This is a genomic window from Mycobacterium sp. E787 (assembly GCF_001668725.1).
Taxonomy (GTDB): domain Bacteria; phylum Actinomycetota; class Actinomycetes; order Mycobacteriales; family Mycobacteriaceae; genus Mycobacterium.
This window is the reverse complement of record NZ_LZKL01000108.1, coordinates 1-16500: the sequence shown is the minus strand read 5'-3', so window position 1 is coordinate 16500 and position 16500 is coordinate 1. Positions and strand designations below refer to the sequence as shown.

At 67.7% G+C, this 16500-nt stretch carries 15 protein-coding genes, 1 tRNA gene and 1 pseudogene; 9 read left to right on the top strand and 8 right to left on the bottom strand.

Translation table 11 applies throughout. The annotated features are described in order from the left end of the window. The 3 genes from A5705_RS21285 to A5705_RS21275 all read right to left on the bottom strand — a co-directional run bounded on the left by A5705_RS21285 (position 1) and on the right by A5705_RS21275 (position 2899). Positions 1–1770, bottom strand: coding sequence for an AMP-binding protein (locus A5705_RS21285; protein WP_068279818.1), 1770 nt, complete (start codon positions 1768–1770; stop codon positions 1–3). After that, positions 1767–2033 carry an acyl carrier protein gene (locus A5705_RS21280; RefSeq protein ID WP_067876921.1) on the bottom strand — a complete coding sequence of 89 codons (267 nt, stop codon included), beginning with the start codon at positions 2031–2033 and terminating at the stop codon, positions 1767–1769. Before A5705_RS21280 ends, A5705_RS21285 begins: the two co-directional genes overlap by 4 nt. 197 nt (positions 2034–2230) lie before the next feature. Further along, positions 2231–2899: a TetR/AcrR family transcriptional regulator gene (locus A5705_RS21275; RefSeq protein ID WP_197516935.1), complete on the bottom strand. Its 669-nt coding sequence runs from the start codon at positions 2897–2899 to the stop codon at positions 2231–2233. A gap of 160 nt (positions 2900–3059) precedes the next feature. Between A5705_RS21275 and A5705_RS21270 the strand changes: the two genes are divergently transcribed. Then, entirely contained in the window at positions 3060–4205 is a 1146-nt protein-coding gene (locus A5705_RS21270; RefSeq protein WP_068279815.1) for an LLM class flavin-dependent oxidoreductase, read from the top strand. Between the two features lie 268 nt (positions 4206–4473). Here the strand turns inward: A5705_RS21270 and A5705_RS21265 are convergent, their stop codons facing one another. Beyond that, positions 4474–4887 carry a hypothetical protein gene (locus A5705_RS21265; RefSeq protein ID WP_068279811.1) on the bottom strand — a complete coding sequence of 138 codons (414 nt, stop codon included), beginning with the start codon at positions 4885–4887 and terminating at the stop codon, positions 4474–4476. A gap of 488 nt (positions 4888–5375) precedes the next feature. Here A5705_RS21265 and A5705_RS21260 point away from each other — a divergent pair, with 488 nt between their 5' ends. The 3 genes from A5705_RS21260 (at position 5376) to A5705_RS21250 (ending at position 8142) form a co-directional block, all read left to right on the top strand. Further along, positions 5376–6023: an alpha/beta fold hydrolase gene (locus tag A5705_RS21260; RefSeq protein ID WP_068279808.1), complete on the top strand. Its 648-nt coding sequence runs from the start codon at positions 5376–5378 to the stop codon at positions 6021–6023. A 34-nt stretch (positions 6024–6057) separates the two neighbouring features. Beyond that, a complete protein-coding gene (locus A5705_RS28245; RefSeq protein ID WP_197521313.1) occupies positions 6058–7323 on the top strand; it encodes a YncE family protein in 1266 nt (421 codons plus the stop codon). Positions 7324–7461: 138 nt separating this feature from the next. Beyond that, entirely contained in the window at positions 7462–8142 is a 681-nt protein-coding gene (locus A5705_RS21250; RefSeq protein ID WP_067876902.1) for a cutinase family protein, read from the top strand. 7 nt (positions 8143–8149) lie between these two features. Here the strand turns inward: A5705_RS21250 and A5705_RS21245 are convergent, their stop codons facing one another. Then, on the bottom strand, positions 8150–9760 hold the full coding sequence (locus A5705_RS21245) for an esterase-like activity of phytase family protein (RefSeq protein WP_231982533.1): 1611 nt from the start codon (positions 9758–9760) through the stop codon (positions 8150–8152). 14 nt (positions 9761–9774) lie between these two features. Then, positions 9775–10554, bottom strand: a complete 780-nt coding sequence (locus A5705_RS21240) for a hypothetical protein (RefSeq protein ID WP_068279801.1) — start codon at positions 10552–10554, stop codon at positions 9775–9777. A 203-nt stretch (positions 10555–10757) separates the two neighbouring features. Here A5705_RS21240 and A5705_RS21235 point away from each other — a divergent pair, with 203 nt between their 5' ends. Next, positions 10758–11228 carry a hypothetical protein gene (locus A5705_RS21235; RefSeq protein ID WP_156763180.1) on the top strand — a complete coding sequence of 157 codons (471 nt, stop codon included), beginning with the start codon at positions 10758–10760 and terminating at the stop codon, positions 11226–11228. A 446-nt stretch (positions 11229–11674) separates the two neighbouring features. After that, positions 11675–12769: a cytochrome P450 gene (locus A5705_RS21230; protein ID WP_197516933.1), complete on the top strand. Its 1095-nt coding sequence runs from the start codon at positions 11675–11677 to the stop codon at positions 12767–12769. A 73-nt stretch (positions 12770–12842) separates the two neighbouring features. Here A5705_RS21230 and A5705_RS21225 read toward each other — a convergent pair whose 3' ends face one another. Both A5705_RS21225 and A5705_RS21220 read right to left on the bottom strand, forming a co-directional pair. Beyond that, the gene (locus tag A5705_RS21225) at positions 12843–13655 is read right to left on the bottom strand and encodes a class I SAM-dependent methyltransferase (RefSeq protein ID WP_068279796.1); all 813 of its coding nucleotides are present in this window, start codon (positions 13653–13655) and stop codon (positions 12843–12845) included. 44 nt (positions 13656–13699) lie between these two features. Further along, positions 13700–13773, bottom strand: a tRNA-Leu gene (locus A5705_RS21220). A 357-nt stretch (positions 13774–14130) separates the two neighbouring features. Here A5705_RS21220 and A5705_RS21215 point away from each other — a divergent pair. The 3 genes and pseudogenes from A5705_RS21215 to A5705_RS27465 all read left to right on the top strand — a co-directional run. Continuing rightward, the gene (locus A5705_RS21215; RefSeq protein ID WP_067876887.1) at positions 14131–14988 is read left to right on the top strand and encodes a PE domain-containing protein; all 858 of its coding nucleotides are present in this window, start codon (positions 14131–14133) and stop codon (positions 14986–14988) included. 73 nt (positions 14989–15061) lie between these two features. Further along, positions 15062–16270 carry a PPE family protein gene (locus A5705_RS21210; RefSeq protein WP_068279794.1) on the top strand — a complete coding sequence of 403 codons (1209 nt, stop codon included), beginning with the start codon at positions 15062–15064 and terminating at the stop codon, positions 16268–16270. Between the two features lie 155 nt (positions 16271–16425). Further along, a pseudogene (locus A5705_RS27465) lies at positions 16426–16500 on the top strand (WXG100 family type VII secretion target); the annotation flags it as partial.

Sequence of the window (16500 nt, the reverse complement as noted above, 5' to 3'; positions counted from 1 at the left end):
CTACCCGACGAATCGGTTCTTCTTGCGTCGTGCCAGCGCTGCACGAGCGTGGAGGACTTCCCCGTTGGCCGCCTGCACCAACAACCGTGCCGCGGTGACCTTTTTGGGTGCGGACAACCGACCCGTCTGCCATTCCGTGAGCGCCTCGCGGCGGCGAAGCTTGCCACTGCTGGTTCGCGGCAACGTGCCGGGTGCCAGTAGCTCGACGTGCGCCGGCCGGATACCGGTGTGCTGCTGAACCCGCAGCGCGACGTCGTGCGCCAGGCCGGCCGTGGCGTCGGCGGTCGTTTCCACCAGCATCGCCAACGCCTCGTCTTCCTCACCCGGCGGCACGAATCCCACCGCGACCGCGCATCCGGTGCGGACGCCGGGCAAGCCGTCCAGCGCCGCCTCGAACTCCTCGGGGGCGTGGTTGGCGCCGCGCACGATGACGATGTCCTTCTGGCGTCCGCACACATAGAGCTCGCCGTCGTGGATGAACCCGCGGTCACCAGTGTGCAGCCAACCGTCGTGCAGCGCTTGGTCGGTGAGGTCGGGGCGGCCGAAGTAGCCGTGCATGATGCTGGGCCCCGAGACGAAGATGTGGCCAACTTGATCGTCCGGCAGCACAAGTCCGCGGTCATCCCGGATCTCCACCGCCATGCCGGCCAGCGGCCGGCCGACGCTGACGATTTCCTTGGCGCCCGGTTCGACGATGCCGTCCGACGCCAATTTGTCTCCGTCCACACCCAGCGCATTGAAGGACGTGTCCGCCGCTTTGAAAGTCACCGCCAACGACGCCTCCGCCATGCCGTAGCACGGCGTGAATGCCGAGGAACGAAAACCCCAGCGCCCGAACCGCTCGGCGAACCGCCGCTGCGCTTCGGCGCTGACCGCCTCCGCGCCGTTGAGGCAGATATTCCACGACGAGAGGTCCACACCGTCGAGCTCATCGTCGCCAATGCGTTTGAGGCACAGGCCGAAAGCGAAGCTCGGCGCCGCCGTGATTGTCCCGCGGTGCCGGGAGATGGCGCGCAGCCAGGCGCCCGGAACCGCGACGAACAGCTCGGGCGGAAGCAGGACGAGCCGTCCCGGAACGTTGAAGGCGCTGAGCAGGTTTCCGATCAATCCCATGTCGTGATAGAGCGGCAGCCACGTGACCCCGACGGGGTAGGGGGCCCCGTCCATGGTGATGTACTGCTCGAGGCTGGCGAGATTTGAGAGCAAGTTCGCGTGGGTGAGAGCCACCGGTTTGGGATCGTTCGTGGTCCCCGAAGAGAATTGAATGACAGCCACGTCGTCGGCGCCGACGTCGGCCGCGTCGGCACTCGGGCCGCCCAAACTCGACGCCGTCACGCAGCCCAGGGCGGGCGCGGAGTCAGCGACTGCGACTCCCAGAAAACGCCGAATGCGCTCGTCGGTCACCACCATGACGGCCTGCACCGCCCTCAGCATGGCGGTGGTCCTGCGGTGAAACTCGTCGAGCTTCCCCAACCGCAGCGGCGGATACAGCGGGACGGGGATCGCGCCGGCGCACAACACGCCGAAGAAGCATTCGACGAACTCCGGGCAGGTGGGCAGCACCAGGGCGACGCGGTCACCCTTGCGCACCCCGCGGCGCGCCAGGTCGGCCGCGACGGACAGCGCCTGCTCACGGATGCGGGTGAACGTGACCGCCAGGTCTCGTTCCTTCCGGTCGACGAAAATCAGCCCGAGTTCGGACTGCGCTGCGGCGTCGAGCATCTCGACCAGCGTGGCGTGCTTCGGCGTGATCGCCGCCGACCCCTTCACGACTGCTCCTGGATGCGGTCGACCACGAGGGCGGCCAGGTCGCCGACGGTTTGGAGGTCCTCGGCGTCCTCCTCCTGCAGCTCCACGTCGTAGCGCGCCTCGATTTTGAAGACGACCGACATGAACCTGAGCGAATCGAGACCCGCGTCCTGCAGGACCGAGTCCGCCGTGAGGTCGGCGTCGACGACCTCGGTGCGGAGGAGGTCGATGATTTCCTGGGTGACGGTCGCAAGCATTGCGGACTCTTGTGTGGGGAATTGCATGCCCTGAAGTCTTGTGTGCCGGGCCCGCAGAATCGCCCCTGCCAACGCGACTCGTGCATTCTGGCTAGCCGCAACTTTTCACCCCTCGTACCCCCGGGGGTGAAAATCCTTGACGCAGCATGGGAGCGTCATCGGCCGTAGCGGCCCAGCAGGGCGTCCTCAACCACGTAGCCACGCGGGCGTTGCAACCGTCACGCCTACTGACCGCGGCCGCTGCCGAGCAGCCTCCGAACCGATGCCGCGGTGTCGAGGCTGGGATCGAGCGTCGCGGCCGAGCGCAGGCCGGCGGCCATCAGTTCGACCATGTACCCGACCATCGCCTCCACCGAGAATTCCCGCTCGTTGTGCAGCCAATAGATGGTGGCTTCGTCAATCGCCGCGACCGCCGCGCGCCCGGTCATGCGCAGGGCGTGGTTCTCCGGATCGAGTCCCAGCATCGACCAGGTGGCGCCGAGGGCACGCCAGCGACCCGATTCGAACACCTCCCAGGCTTCGGGATCGGCGCCGCGGCCGCCGAGCACCAGGCGAAGAGCGAGTCCGCGCCGACTGCTCAAATAGCGCAGATTCGAGGCCAACGCACGCCGAAGTTGTTGCGCCGGAGGCAGCTCCGGCTCGAAGGAGAAAGCTGCGTCCAACTGGTCGACCGCTTCGCGGATGGCTTGCAGGTAGATGCCGCGCTTGCTCCCGAAGTAGTGAAACAGCAGACCGTGCGCGACGCCCGCTGCTTTGGCGATGTCGGCCGCGGCGACCTGCTCGTAGCTGCGGGCGGAAAAGAGATCGACCGCAGCGGCGACCAGGCGTTGGCGGGTCTCGGCTGCCTTCGCCGCCCGGGAGGTGGCGGCGTGCGTCACGGTCTTGTCGGGCATCGGCATCCTCCCAGCGACGGTCCTGCGGCATCACACTACCGCGTTGATTATAAGTCATTGACTTTTAGTCAACGACTGGATAGTCTTTTCGCAAGGTGGCGGCCGCCCCATGCGACGGTGCCCCTGATTCAGCGATGCAATACGACGAAGGTCCAGGGAAATGTCCAGAATGCGTGTCGGAGTGATGGATACCGCCCTCGTGGCGCGGCCGGCTGTGGATTCGCTCACCCGTGCCAACTACCTGGCAGCGGTCGCCAATCGGGTCGACTCGTTTTGGGTGCCGGACCATCTCAATGCGTTGTTCCCCCGGTCTATCTGGGCGCCGAAGTATTCCGCTGCGTCGCGACTGATCCCACGGGCCGATGCCTCCCTGGAGCCGTGGACCCTCCTCGGCCACTTGGCGGCGCGAAACCGCCTGGGCCGTCTGCGCCTTGGCGTGAGCGTCACCGACACCGGGCGCCGTAACCCTGCCGTCACCGCGCAGGCCGCCGCGACGCTGCACCTGCTCACCCGCGGACGCGCGATTCTGGGCATCGGCACCGGCGAGCGAGAGGGCAACGAGCCCTACGGGGTGGATTGGTCGAAGCCGGTCGCGCGGTTCGAGGAGGCGCTGGCCACCATCCGGGCGTTGTGGAACTCGAACGGCGAACTGGTCAAGCGGGATTCGCCCTTCTTTCCGTTGCGCGACGCGGTCTTCGACCTTCCGCCCTATCGGGGCAAGTGGCCGGAGATCTGGATCGCCGCTCACGGTCCGCGGATGCTGCGGGCCACCGGGCGCTACGGCGATGCGTGGTTTCCCGCGTTCCCCCACCGGCCGGAAGACTACGGACAGCGCCTGGAGGTCGTCAGGGGCGCGGCCTCGGACGCCGGACGCGACCCGATGGCTGTCCTTCCCGCCGTGGAGTTTCTGGTGGTCACGGGCCCCAGCGCCGGGGCGGTCGACGACGCGCTGGATTCACCGGTGTTGAAGGCGTTGTCTCTGACGGCCTCCGATGACGTGTACGCCCGCCACGGTGCCTGCCATCCACTCGGACAAGGCTTTTCGGGTTCGCAGGATCTCGTGCCGCATGCTTTCGATGAGCAGACGGCGCTGTCGTACGCGGCCGCGGTGCCGCGGCCCGTCATGCGTGAAGTGTTCTTGAGTGGGACCCCCGACGACGTGATCGATCAGGCCGCGCAGTGGCGCGATCGTGGGGCGCGCCATATCGTCGTGGCCGACGTGAGCGCGTTGCAGCGCAGCCTGCTCGGGGGGCTTTCCGCGATGCGGTCATTTGGCAAGGTCTTGCGCGGCCTCAGGAAGCTGTAGGCCGGCGGGCGCCGGGCAATCGGCCGGCGATCAGTCGCGGTCGATCCGGTCGGCCTCGGCCGTGCCGGGATGGGACACCATCACGTATCCGGCGTAACCCCACATCATCGGTATCGCGGCCAGTACGCCATAGAACACTGCCATGACGTCACCTCCCTGAACTACAAGGGTCTCAACATGTCGTTGATCTCATCAGCCTCGCGCCCCGGCAGGCCGCTGTCGCCGCCGCTGGCACCCATCAGGGGTGCCCACCAGTCGGGATCTTCGCCTACCGGCTAGCAGGCATGGCCGGCGGCGCGGCTAGAAGTTGAGCGCTGTCGGCGCTGCCTTCGGCATCGGGGGGCCGCGCAGCGTCCCCCGGCTCGGAGGCGCCGACGGGGGCAATCGAACCACCGAGCTCGCGATCCGCTCGTCGGATCGCGTCGGCGGCGACAGCAGCGGCCGCGCTGCAGACGAGCCCCAGGTTTGCGAGCAGCGCGACGCTCAGCAGGATGGCCAGCGGCGCGGCGGCCGGGCTGCGGGGATCCAGCTCACCGAGCAGAAGGACCCACAGGGTCTCGGCGGCCAGCAGTATCTCGACGACGATGAAAACCGCTGCCGGCAGGACCGCGCGCTTGACGGTGCGGGCCGGCTCGCCGGCTTTGAGGGCCCTGGGCCTCGAGCCACGGATCGACACGTCCATCTTGCGAGTCTGAGCCGGCGTCGATCGATCGGCATTGGCGCCAGCGGGCGATCACGATTCCAGCTGGCCGGACGCCGGTCGCCGGACACCCGTGTCAATGCCGGCCAAGCGCGTTGCCCGACAACGCAATCGGTGGCGCATTCCCGCTGTCCGGTAAGGCGCCTCCCCTGTGGGCCCGCATCCCGGACTGCGGCTGGCATCGAAGACTCGGCCGACGCCGACAGCAATTGTCAACGTGATACGCGACACGAAGAAGGTGCGACATGTTGCAAGCGCAATCGACAACGAGCCAACCGGCACGCGCCAACGGTCCGCGGGGGCGGACGTCCACGGCGGCGCGGCGGCGCCGGATTGGAGGAGCCCGCAATACATTTCGGAGCGCGGCACGTGCCGCCCTGGTGCAGGCACACGAGGCGGCACTCCTGCTGTCCGTGCCCGTCGCTGCGCCCGCGCGCGTTATCCGCGGTGAACAGTGCTCCCTTGACGGTGTGTCACCGCGGGCGGATTCATTCGCCGCGGGCACGACCCCGGTGCTGCTCGTCCACGGGTTCGGCGGCGCAAAGTCAAGTTGGTCGTCGGTTGCGCGCGCCCTCGCGGCCCAGGGACTGACCGTCGACGCGATGAGCTACGCGCCTGTCGGCAACACCGTGGAGCAGCTCGCCGACAAGCTGGTCGGCCACGTGCAGCGGATGTTGTCCCGAACCGGCGCGGACAGGGTGCACCTCGTCGGGCACAGCCTGGGCGGAGTCGTTATCGCGCAGGCCATTTCCGACCCGAGGTTGAGCGGACGCGTCGACACGGTGATCACGCTCGGCTCCCCGTTCGGCGGGTCGCCATGGGCCGGCATGCTGCCGGTTGTCGACATGGTCCGTGCCCTCCGGGCGGGGTCACCGCTGTTGACCCGCCTTGCCTCCATTCCTGTGCCGGACGGCGTGCGCTGGCTGTCGATCACGGCCGCCCTCGACATCGTCGTACCCGGCCTGCGCTCGCTGCCGCCCCACCCACAAGCCGACCATGTCACGGTCAGCGGCGTCGGCCATCTCGGGATGCTCGTGAGCCGGCGCGTCATCGGACACATCACGGCCGCGCTGTGCGCGGAAGAGCGGGCCAGGCCCGTCTTGCAGAACGCCTCCTGAAGTCGCCTATCCGTCAATCCAGTTGGGAGGAACGATGAATCAGCCAGGTATTGACCCCAACGCAGACCCGAGCCGGCGGGCATGGTTGGCGTGCCCGAACTGCGACCACGGCGCCGGCTGCGCCGAATGCCAAAGCAGGCGCAACTGCGGCACGCACTGGCAATACCTGCTCAAGAACACGGCGTCACGGGTGTTCCTGCAATGCCCAACCTGCTTTTGCACGTGGACGGTCGACACGGCGGAGCGTGACCGGCAGGACCCCGCGCAGCCCCGATTCGACGGTGTCGTGGCCGCCGAAATATCGCTCGGGGACTGCCCCCGGGACATCGTCACGAGCCCGAGCGGCGAGTTCGTCTATGTGCTGACCGCCGACTCGGTGCAGGCCGTCGACCACCTACACCACGTCGTCGCCACGATCCCGATCGGCGCGGAACCCAGGCAAATGCTGATGAGTCCGGACGGCAGCCGCATCTATGTCGTCGCCTACGACGGCGCGCTGTCGATCATCGATCCCGTCAGCATGACGTCGGAAACCTTCGCCAAGCCGCGCTGTACCGCGGCGGTCGTCAGCCCGGACGGCGATCACATCTACCTGGCCCATGACGATGCGTTCGCTGACGGCGCCAGCGCATGGGTCTCGGCCATCCGCGCTGACGGCGCCGCCGTGGCCTTCGCGGCGATCGACGGGTTCGTCACCGGGATGGCCCTGAGCCCCGACGGCCGTCTGTTGTATGTCGCGTCCGGTGCGACCGACGAGGCCCGAGGCGGCACCATCACGGTCATCGACACCGTCAGCTACAAAGCCGTCGACTTCATCGCGGTTGACGAGGGCCCGGAGTCCATCACGGTGGACGCCGAAGGTCTCCTGTACGTCACCCACTTCCACATCAACTCCGTCTCGGTGGTCGACCCCGGCACGCATTGCGCCATCTCGGTCGGCCTCGACGACGCCCCCATGGAGGTCGTGGCCCGACCGGGGACCGAGTTCGTCTATTCCGCCAACACACACTCGGTCACGGTGATCGATACGACCACCGCGGCCACCACCCGCGTCATGGCCGGTGAGCTGCCGCGGCGGCTCAGCATCAGCCCCGACGGCCGACGGGTGTACGCGGCTGATTTCGGAACCGGGACCGTGTGGGCTCTCGACACCTCGGACAACACCGTTGTGGCGACGGCCGCGGTCTGTGCCCACCCGGCGGCGGTAACGCTCAGCCCCGACGGGCGGCTGCTGTACGTGACGGACTCCCGCAGGGGGACACTCATCGTGATCTCGACGGCCCTGCTCGACCGCAAGTAGCAGGCCGGCCTGAACGTCGTTCTCAGCGCCGGGAATTCCCGCCTGCACCCAGTGCGTTTAGGGGCTAGCGGTGACGACATTCGGCCACGGGTGGCCGAGGCTTGGGCACAGCTGACCACCAAACCGGGAAGGCGAGTTATGAGACTGAGTGCAGCCAAGGTCTCCCTTGGCGTGGCCGCGGTGTTGTTCTCCACGATGCTGACCGCGCCCGCGGTATCGACCGCCGACCCGGGCACCGCGCATACCGGTCGGGCAGGGTCCTGCCCCGACATCCAGGTGGTGTTCGCCCGCGGCACGAACGAGCCGCCGGGCCCGGGGCGGGTGGGCCAGGCGTTCGTCGACTCGTTGCGCCCGCTCGTCAACGGCAAGTCCGTCGCGCTTTACGCCGTTGACTATCCCGCCTCCTACGATTTCTTGCGCGCGGTCGACGGCGCAAACGACGCCAGGCAGTTCGTGCAGGGCACGGTCGCATCGTGCCCCCAGGCCAAAGTGGTGCTCGGCGGCTTCTCACAGGGCGCGGCCGTCGTCGACCTGATCACCGTGCCCGGCCAAGCCACGTTCGGGTACGGCGACCCCCTGCCTGCCGACGTCGCGGATCATGTCGCCGCCGTCGCCGTGTTCGGCAACCCGTCCAACCGCGCCGGGGGTCCGCTCACCGCGCTGAGTCCGCTGTTCGGCGCCAAGGCGATCGACCTGTGCAACGGCGCGGACCCGGTGTGTTCGCCCGGCAATGACGTCGCGGCCCACCGCGTCTACGTGGAGTCCGGGATGGCCACGCAGGCGGCACAATTCGTCGCCGCCCGGCTGGCGGCCGGATAGCCGGTCCTCAGCCGACCTTGATCGGCACCGTCACCGATTCGGTCGTGGCGGGGAGTCGGGTGGTATCGACCACCAGGATCTCGCCACTGTCCTGGGTGCCGTTGGGCAACATCTTGGGCGTGAGCTGAAATGGCGGGGTGGCGGCCGGCCCGCCGGCCAGGCCGGCCAAGCCGAAATCGCTGTCGTTGGCGATGATCAACGTGTTGCCGCCGTCGCGGCTGATGAGTCCTTCGATATGGTCGTGTCCGAAGAAGTCACCGTTCGGGGACAGCGAGCGCACCAGATCCCCGAGATCGAGCTTGAGCGATTTGGTGGCGAGGGTGATCCCGGCGGCCCGGAGCTTGGCGGCGGCCGCCGCGTCGGTGCTGACGCCGACGAAGGTTTCGATCGGAACGCCGTCGACCAGCAGGCCGCCGGCACCGGCCTGATAGGCGGCCCCCGGGACCGTCGAGTGGGGTCCGACATCGGTGGCTCCGGAGACGTCGGCCGCGTAGATCTTCTTGTTGCCGTTGGGCTGCGGCTCGTCGTCGCGCTCGTCGATCAGGAACGTGGTGGCGCTCAGCGCGGTGATCTCCGACACCGCGACCTTCGTCTGCTGTGGGTTGGCCAGTGGATACAGGTATTCGTGCACGTCGCCGCGATGGGCGAGGTTGATGGTCACGATGCGGGTCACGGGAACGGATCGGGACGAGCCGGACAGGCCCAGTGTGTTGAGGGCCGATTGCATGATGCCCACCAGCGTGCCGCCGTCCGGGGTGATGGTGAGCCCCTCCATCCCCTGATTCGGGCTGCGCAGCGCGAGCTCGCCGGGCAGGCTGCCATCGAACGGCGAAAGACGTTCCAGCTCTTTGCCGTTGGCGTCGAAGTGGACGACGAATGGGCCGTACTCGTCGGAAACCCAGAACGTGCCGTCGGGCATGGCGACCAGGCCCTCGGTGTCCAGGCCGTGGTCGGACTGTGGCAGGCGGTTGCCGTTGAGGTCCACCAGCGACTCGCCGGTGCCGGCCTGCGAGTCGATGAGCCCGACCAGCGGTGCGCCGTCCTTCCCGGTCAGTGTGATGATCTGCTCCAGCGATGCGACGCCGCGGTCGAGTTTGAGTTTGGCGATCTGCGGATGGTAATTCGGCACCGGAAGCACCTTCTCGCCCGGGCGACGGCCATCGACGTTGGGGCCGCGATCGGACAGGCCGTAGATCTCGTCGGTACTGCCGGGCACCGCGGCGATCGCGGAGCCGTGCGCGTTGGCCTGCACGGGGACCTCGCCGACGATCAACAACGGCGCCTCGTTTTCGGCGTAGAGCCTGACCGCGTGGCTGACGGTGACCGGCAACTGATCGGTGCCGGTGAAGCCGGCGTCCGGCGCGTAGGTCATCGCCCCGTACGCGCCGTACGCGATTGTGCCGTGCGCGGGCTTGCCGAAGGCCACCGGCGTGACGCCGCCGGTGGCGGCCAGCAGTTGCTCGGGCGAGATCGTCAGAACCTTGCCAGCGCCGGTGCTCAATTCCGAGAGCGGCGGCGAGGGCATCGGCGGGGGATCCGACGAGCACGCCGCCACGGTGATCAACGCCGTTCCCGCCGCCAGCCACACGGGCAGTGCTGTCGAGCGGGTCGATGCCATGAAGCCGAGTGCTTCTAACGCCGCTTATCGCGCACTTTGTAGGTGGAGGGCCAGGACTTTCGGGACTCGTCGCCCGTCAGCGGAGTCCCCATCCCCCCGACCTTGACGTCGTACGCCTCCTTGCCGGGGCCGACCTCGCGATTGGCGTGTTCCTGGGCCAGGTAGTACAGCTCGTCGATGGTCGCCTCGTCGTAGGCGACGAATGAGGTCTCGCGGGCGACGTCCTCGATGCCGACCAGCATCCGGTCGGTCAGCACCCGCGACGCCAGCGCCGCCAGGCCCCACAGCGAGAACGGAATGATCCAGTAGCAGACGTAGGAGAGCGGCGTCGCGTCGACAATGGCCGCGTTGCGATCCACGATCGGCGGGATCGCCGACGACGCGGTCATACCGGCGAACGCGACGATCCAGGTCCAGGTCAACACCCCGACCATCCGGGCGAACGGCTCCGTCTTGACGACGTCGTCGGGCTGTTCGGCGGCGGCAAAGCGGCGCGCGAACGGCTTGCCGATCAGCGCGCCGAGCAGAGCAACCGCGAAGATCCCGGCGTTGCCCAGCGGCAATATCCACCGCTGAGTGAACGAGTCACCGAGCGCGTAGGTCAGGATCGCCAACACCGAAAGCACCGCGGCGGAACCCATTTCGAACGGCTCCCACCGATTGCCAGCCGTGGCGCCCACGACGATCACCGCGACGGCGATCGCCAGCGCGATGAGCGCGGCGGCGGCAAACGGGACGTTGCCGACCAGCACCCAATAGACGATCCACGGCGCAAAGCTCAACAGCATGCCCACGAGGGGTCAGTTTATGAGTCGCCGTTCGCGGCGCCGTCGGCGGCAAGTCCAACCAGCCGCGTCGGCGCTGAGCGCGCGCCAGGAAGTCGTCAAATCCGCCGCCCGGCAGCAGCACAGTTCGCCAGATCGCGCCGGACCCCGACATGTGATAGACCATCAGCAATGCGCGACGCATTTGCTAGCTGCGTGGAAGGAACAGGATGATGGCCATCGCACGGCGCTTCGCCGCAACCGCTGTGTGCGCCGGTCTCGCCGTGGGCGCGGCCGGTACAGCGTGGGCTGACACACCGACCATGGACGGCAGTTACACCGAGACCGCGACAACGCCCGCCGGCGCGACCTTCACCACCAGCTGGACGGTCAATTCCTGCGGCGACGGCTGCGTCTACGTAAAAGCCGGGGCGGGCGGTAGCCAAGCGCGGTTGGTCGATGGCCAATGGGTGCTCGACACATTCAACAACGTAAATTGCGCGGACGGAAGCTACATTCAGTACGCGACCAGCACCCACACCACGTGGGATCCGGACACTCTCAAGGGGACCGCTCAGCACACCTATATCGTGCCGGCCTGCGGCCATCCGCCCGGATACACGCAAACGGACCAGATCGAGATCAAGCAGACGCCGTCGTCGACATCACCGTCGCCGTCGCCGTCCGCGTCGCCGTCATCCTGACGCCGGCTGGACGAGGGTCCCGGCCCGGGCGCCCAGCCCCGGGTACCAATCGGGGCGGGAACCACGCCCACGTGGCCGCCGATATCGGGTGTGGCGGCCGGTTACCCGGCCGAGTCAGCAAAGGCATGTGGTGACGCACGCCGCACTACCGCCCATCGATGAGATATCCCAGCAACCAGGCGGTAGGTTAGAGCAGCAATGAGACAGATCGATGTCTCCGGCGTGACTGGCGGGCCGGGGGCAAGAACGACCGCCGCGGGACGTCGCCCACGCACTACGCGTCTGCGCACGGTATGCCGCCGGTGCACGGACGATCGCTATTGGCTCAGATCGGCTCCGTCCGGGGGTGCCGTGTGACTTCACCTCCGTTGCACCACAAGGAGAGCCCCGCCTTCGCGGCAGACCGCGGCGCCTTCTGGCGCCAGCTACGCGAGCTGGGCCCGGTCGTGAAGATCACGGTCGGCAATCCAATGCTGCGCGGTTACTACCTCACGCGGTGGGACGACGTTCGCGCCGCTTTGCTAGACCCGGATACGTTTGCATCCCCACCGAAGACCTTCAAACTGAACTTGTTCGGCACGCCGCTTCCTCAGGTACCGCTGTCGTGCGGGACGCGATCCGAACACGCGCGTTTCGCCCGCGTCTTGCATCCACTATTCAGCCCCAAAGGGCTGGCGCCCTTCGAACCGGACTTGCGCGCGCGCGCTGAGACACTGGTCAACGCGGTGGCCGACAAAGGTCAATGTGCCGCAATCAAACTCGCCGACACCTACGCCTGCCAAGCGCTGCTCACGGTGTGCGGGCTGCCGGCAGACGATGCCAAGGCGGAGCGACTGACCCGTGCAGCGGTAATCGGCGACTCCAACGGAGCAGCCGAACTCAAACTCATCACCTGGCTGAGATCCGGGCTGAACGCCGCGATGAAAGATCCTGTGCGGCCACCCGGCATTCTGTGGCCGCTGCTGGAGGGACTCGAAAGCGACGAAGACTTTCCGCTGACAGGCCTCGAAGTGGTCGCGGTGATCCTTTTGCTGTTTTCTGTCGCGGGAATCGAGATGGTATCGGCGGCAATCTGTTTCGCCCTCTTACATCTTGCACGAGATCCGCAGCTACAGACCCGGCTGAGAGAGGACCCCGCGCAGATTCCGGCGTTCGCCGAGGAGATATTCCGGCTGGAGGCGCCAGGGCCGGCCATTCCCCGCTTCACCACGCGGGAAGTCAAGGTTGGCGGCGTCACGATCCCGGCGCAGAGTTCGGTGTGGCTGGCCTTGGAAGCCGCGGGCAGACAGTACGGCGGCGATGAGATATCGACGGCCGGCAACGGGGAGATTCGACGGCAGCGCCACTGGGCGTTCGGCGGCGGCATGCACAGATGCCTGGGCATGCACCTGGCCCGCCTTGAAATGGCCGCGTTTGTGACCCAGTGGTTGAGAGCCATCCCGCGGTTCGAACTAGAACCGGGCTCGGCGCCGGCCATCGTGCACAAGCCGACGGGCGTGACCCATCTGGACAGCCTGGTGCTGCGCTGGCAAGCCGGTTGAGCACACCACTGTCAGCGCGCGTTAACTGGAATTGGTGCGCGACAACCACTCCCGAATCCTAGAAGTCAGATGCCTACGCCCGGCAGAGGATTTCGCCATGGGGAATCGACAACCACCCGTCCGGTGCCACGGCCCACGCTCGCCATGCCGCAGAAATCTCCTCAAGCTCACCGGTCGTGGCGAGACCCAAAGCGAGAAGCTCCCGGGCCACGCCCGAGTGCAGGATCCGGTCGGCCCACATCCCGCCCCACCACGCGCGGGTCGCCGGCGTGGCGTAGCACCATACGCTGCCCGTCGGCGTGACGTCGTCGAAACCGGCCGCGAGGGCCCACGACAGCAGCCGGCGTCCGGCGTCCGGCTCACCCCGGTTGGCGCGGGCCGCCTTGCTGTAAAGCTCGCGCCACAAGTCGAGCGCCGGCAGCCGCGGAAACCAGATGAATCCCGCGTAGTCGACGTCGCGCGCTGCGACGATTCCGCCCGGCCGGCACACCCGCCGCATCTCCCGCAGCGCCCGCACCGGATCGGCCACGTGCTGCAGCACCTGGTGCGCGTGGACCACATCGAACGAGTCGTCGGGAAACTCGAGCCGGTGCACGTCGGCGGCGGCGAAAGTGACGTTGCCCAGATTGCGGCGCACGACCTCGGCGCGGGCCACCTCGAGGACGCCGGGGAACAGGTCGATCGCCAGCACCGTGCCGGGCGCCACCCGCTCGGCGAGGTCGGCGGTGATCGTGCCGGGCCCGCAGCCGATGTCAAGCACCGACAGCCCCGGCGCCAGGTGCGGAAGCAGATAGGCCGCCGAGTCGTCCGCGGTACGGCGCTGGTGGCCGCGCAGCAACGACTCGTGATGCCCATGCGGGTAGCCGGCCGGACGTTCGTCGGTCATCGTGGGTCCCTCGATCGGCGCGTCGTGCGCACACCCGTACGCGGTGCCCCCAGTCGGACTCGAACCGACACTGGGCGGATTTTAAGTCCGCTGCCTCTGCCAATTGGGCTATGGGGGCCCGGCGGCGAATCTAGCGCGCGGAGCCGCGCGAGGGGGCGTCGCGTCCCACCAAAATCGGCGAAAATCCGAAGATGCGGCCTGGTCTCGTTTGGCCTAGAATGCGCGCTCCGCGCCCCTTGTGCCGCTTTGCCAGGGCATCTCAGATGACATCGCTATGTCCCGTGGCAGGACCTTGTTAAAACTGCCCGCATCGTCGTTAAGAAGCCGTAAACGCCCGTCACCCTAGCCTTTTCCGTCGGGAATGTGGAGTCGTGACTCGTTAACCTTACGCCGACGCACAGGAGCCATTGCGCGAACACACAGCGCCGATCCACCGCAAGGGGGGTCGGTACGTTCCCGACACTAGGAGCAGTAGATGTCATTTCTGACAACAATTCCTGAAGAGTTGCTAGCTGCGGCGGCGCAGCTGGAAGGGATCGGAAGTTCGTTGACTGCGCAGAACGCGGGAGCCGCGGCGCCGACGACAGCCATCGCTCCGGCGGCCGCCGACCCGGTATCGACCCTGCAAGCGGCGATCTTTGGCACGTACGGCACCCTGTATCAGCAGTACGCCGCCGAAGCCCAGGCTATTCAGCAGCAATTTACGAGCACCCTGGGGTTGAGCTCCGGCACCTACACCGCAACGGAGGCGGCCAACACCGCCGCGAACGGGCCGGTCAGCGGCTTCGACAACTTCCTCAACAACCTGAGCACCTTCCTTGGTGGTCCCACCTACAGCGTGGGCGGCAACCCGTTCAGCCCGTCCGGTAACAGTGCCAACTTCCTCAGCTTCGAGACCGGCAACTGGGCCTCGGCCATGTCCGACTGCCTCGGCATGGCCGGTGGCGGTTTGCTACCGGCCGCCGCATCCGACACCGGCGACGCCGCGGCCGCCGCAGGCGCCGCCGATGCGGTGAACGTGACGGCTCCGGCCGGCTCCGGGCTGGGCGGTGTCGGGGCCATGGGCGCCATGCCGGTCGCGAACGTGGGCCAGGCGACCATGGTCGGCAAGTTGTCGGTGCCGCCGAGTTGGGCCGGGTCGTTCACCCCGGGGGTCAGCCCGGTCTCCGCGGTTCAGACCGTGGGTTGGACTGGCGCCGCCCCCCAGGCGGGCCCCGGGACCATCATTCCCGGCATGCCCGGCATGGGCGGTGCCGCCCGCAGCAGCGCCGGCTTCGGTGCGCCGCGCTATGGCGTCAAGCCCATCGTCATGCCGAAGCCGGCGGCCGTATAGGCAGCGGGCACTTGCGGCTCAGACGCACTGTCACACAAGCGGAATTCGGAAACAGAAGAAACGGATACACAAAATGACTTTCGATTTTGCGGCTCTACCTCCTGAGGTCAACTCCGCGCTCATGTACACCGGTGCCGGCTCGGGACCGCTGATGGCGGCCGCTTCGGCCTGGAGCAACCTGGCCGCCGAGTTGAGCACCACGGCGACCTCGTGGGACTCGATCATCGCGAACCTGACGACGGAGCAGTGGACCGGCGCTGGCTCGGCCGCGGCGGCAGCCGCGGCGCAGCCCTATGTGGGCTGGCTCAGCACCAGCGCGGCGGCCGCCGCTCAGGCGGCCGCCCAGGCATCGGCGTCGGCCGCCGCCTACGAGGCGGCGTTCGCCGCGACGGTGCCGCCGCCGGCGATCGCCGCCAACCGGGCCCAGCTCGCGGCGCTGGTGGCGACGAACTTCCTGGGCATCAACACGCCGGCGATCATGGCCACCGAAGCTCTTTACGCGGAGATGTGGGTCCAGGACGCCATCACGATGTACACCTACCAGGCTGCGGCGACGGCCGCCAGTGTCCTTCAGCCGCTGACGCCGGCGACCCCAACGACGAACCCGGCTGCAGCAGGACTCCAAGCCGCCGCGGTTCCCGCGGCCAGCTCCAACAGCGCCGCCGGCGTCGCGGCACAAGGCTTGGGCGGGATCATCTCCAACTTGCAGGCGCTCCTGGGCGGCGGCACCGTCCAGACGTTCGGTACCGAACTCTTCGCCTCGTTGCCTCAGCCCGTGCAAGATCTCCTGACCACTTTGGACGGCTTCGGCGGCACCCTGTTCAACTTCAACGCCGTTCAGCAGGTTGGTGTTACGGCCGCATGGTGGGTCGGCAACACTATCCCGACCGCGGTGTCGCTGGGGCACACCCTTGCCGCCGCCGCGCCTGCGGCGACGTCGAGCGACGTTGTGCCTCTGGCCGGCGGTGCGACCATTGGGGAAGGGTCCTTGGTGAACAGCGTGGGGGGTGCTGGGATGTCGGCGGGCATGGCCGAAGCCTCCACGGTCGGCGGTCTGTCAGTCCCGGCCAGCTGGTCTTCGGCCGCCCCGGCGACTTTGGCCTCGTCGACCGCTCCGCTCGAGGGCTCCGGCTGGACCGCCGCCACCGACGCCGCCGAGCCCGTCGCGGCGATGCCCGGCATGCCCGGAATGGCGGGGGCCGCCAAGGGCGCCGCCGCCTACGGCGCCGGCCCGCGGTACGGCGTCAAGCCCATCGTCATGCCCAAGCAAGTTGTCGTCTGATTCGCGAATAAGCCGCAAATAGGAAAGGGGGCAGTGTTACCGATCGAGGCGATCGATTCGCCTTGATCCCACCGGGATGCGGTTAGGACCGCATCCAGCATGAACCGACAAGACTTCGACAAGCTGAACGCTTGCAAGGCAAGGAGAAAGAAGACATGGCAACACGTTTTATGACCGACCCGCACGAGATGCGGGCGATGGCGGGCCGTTTCGAGGTCCACGCGCAGACC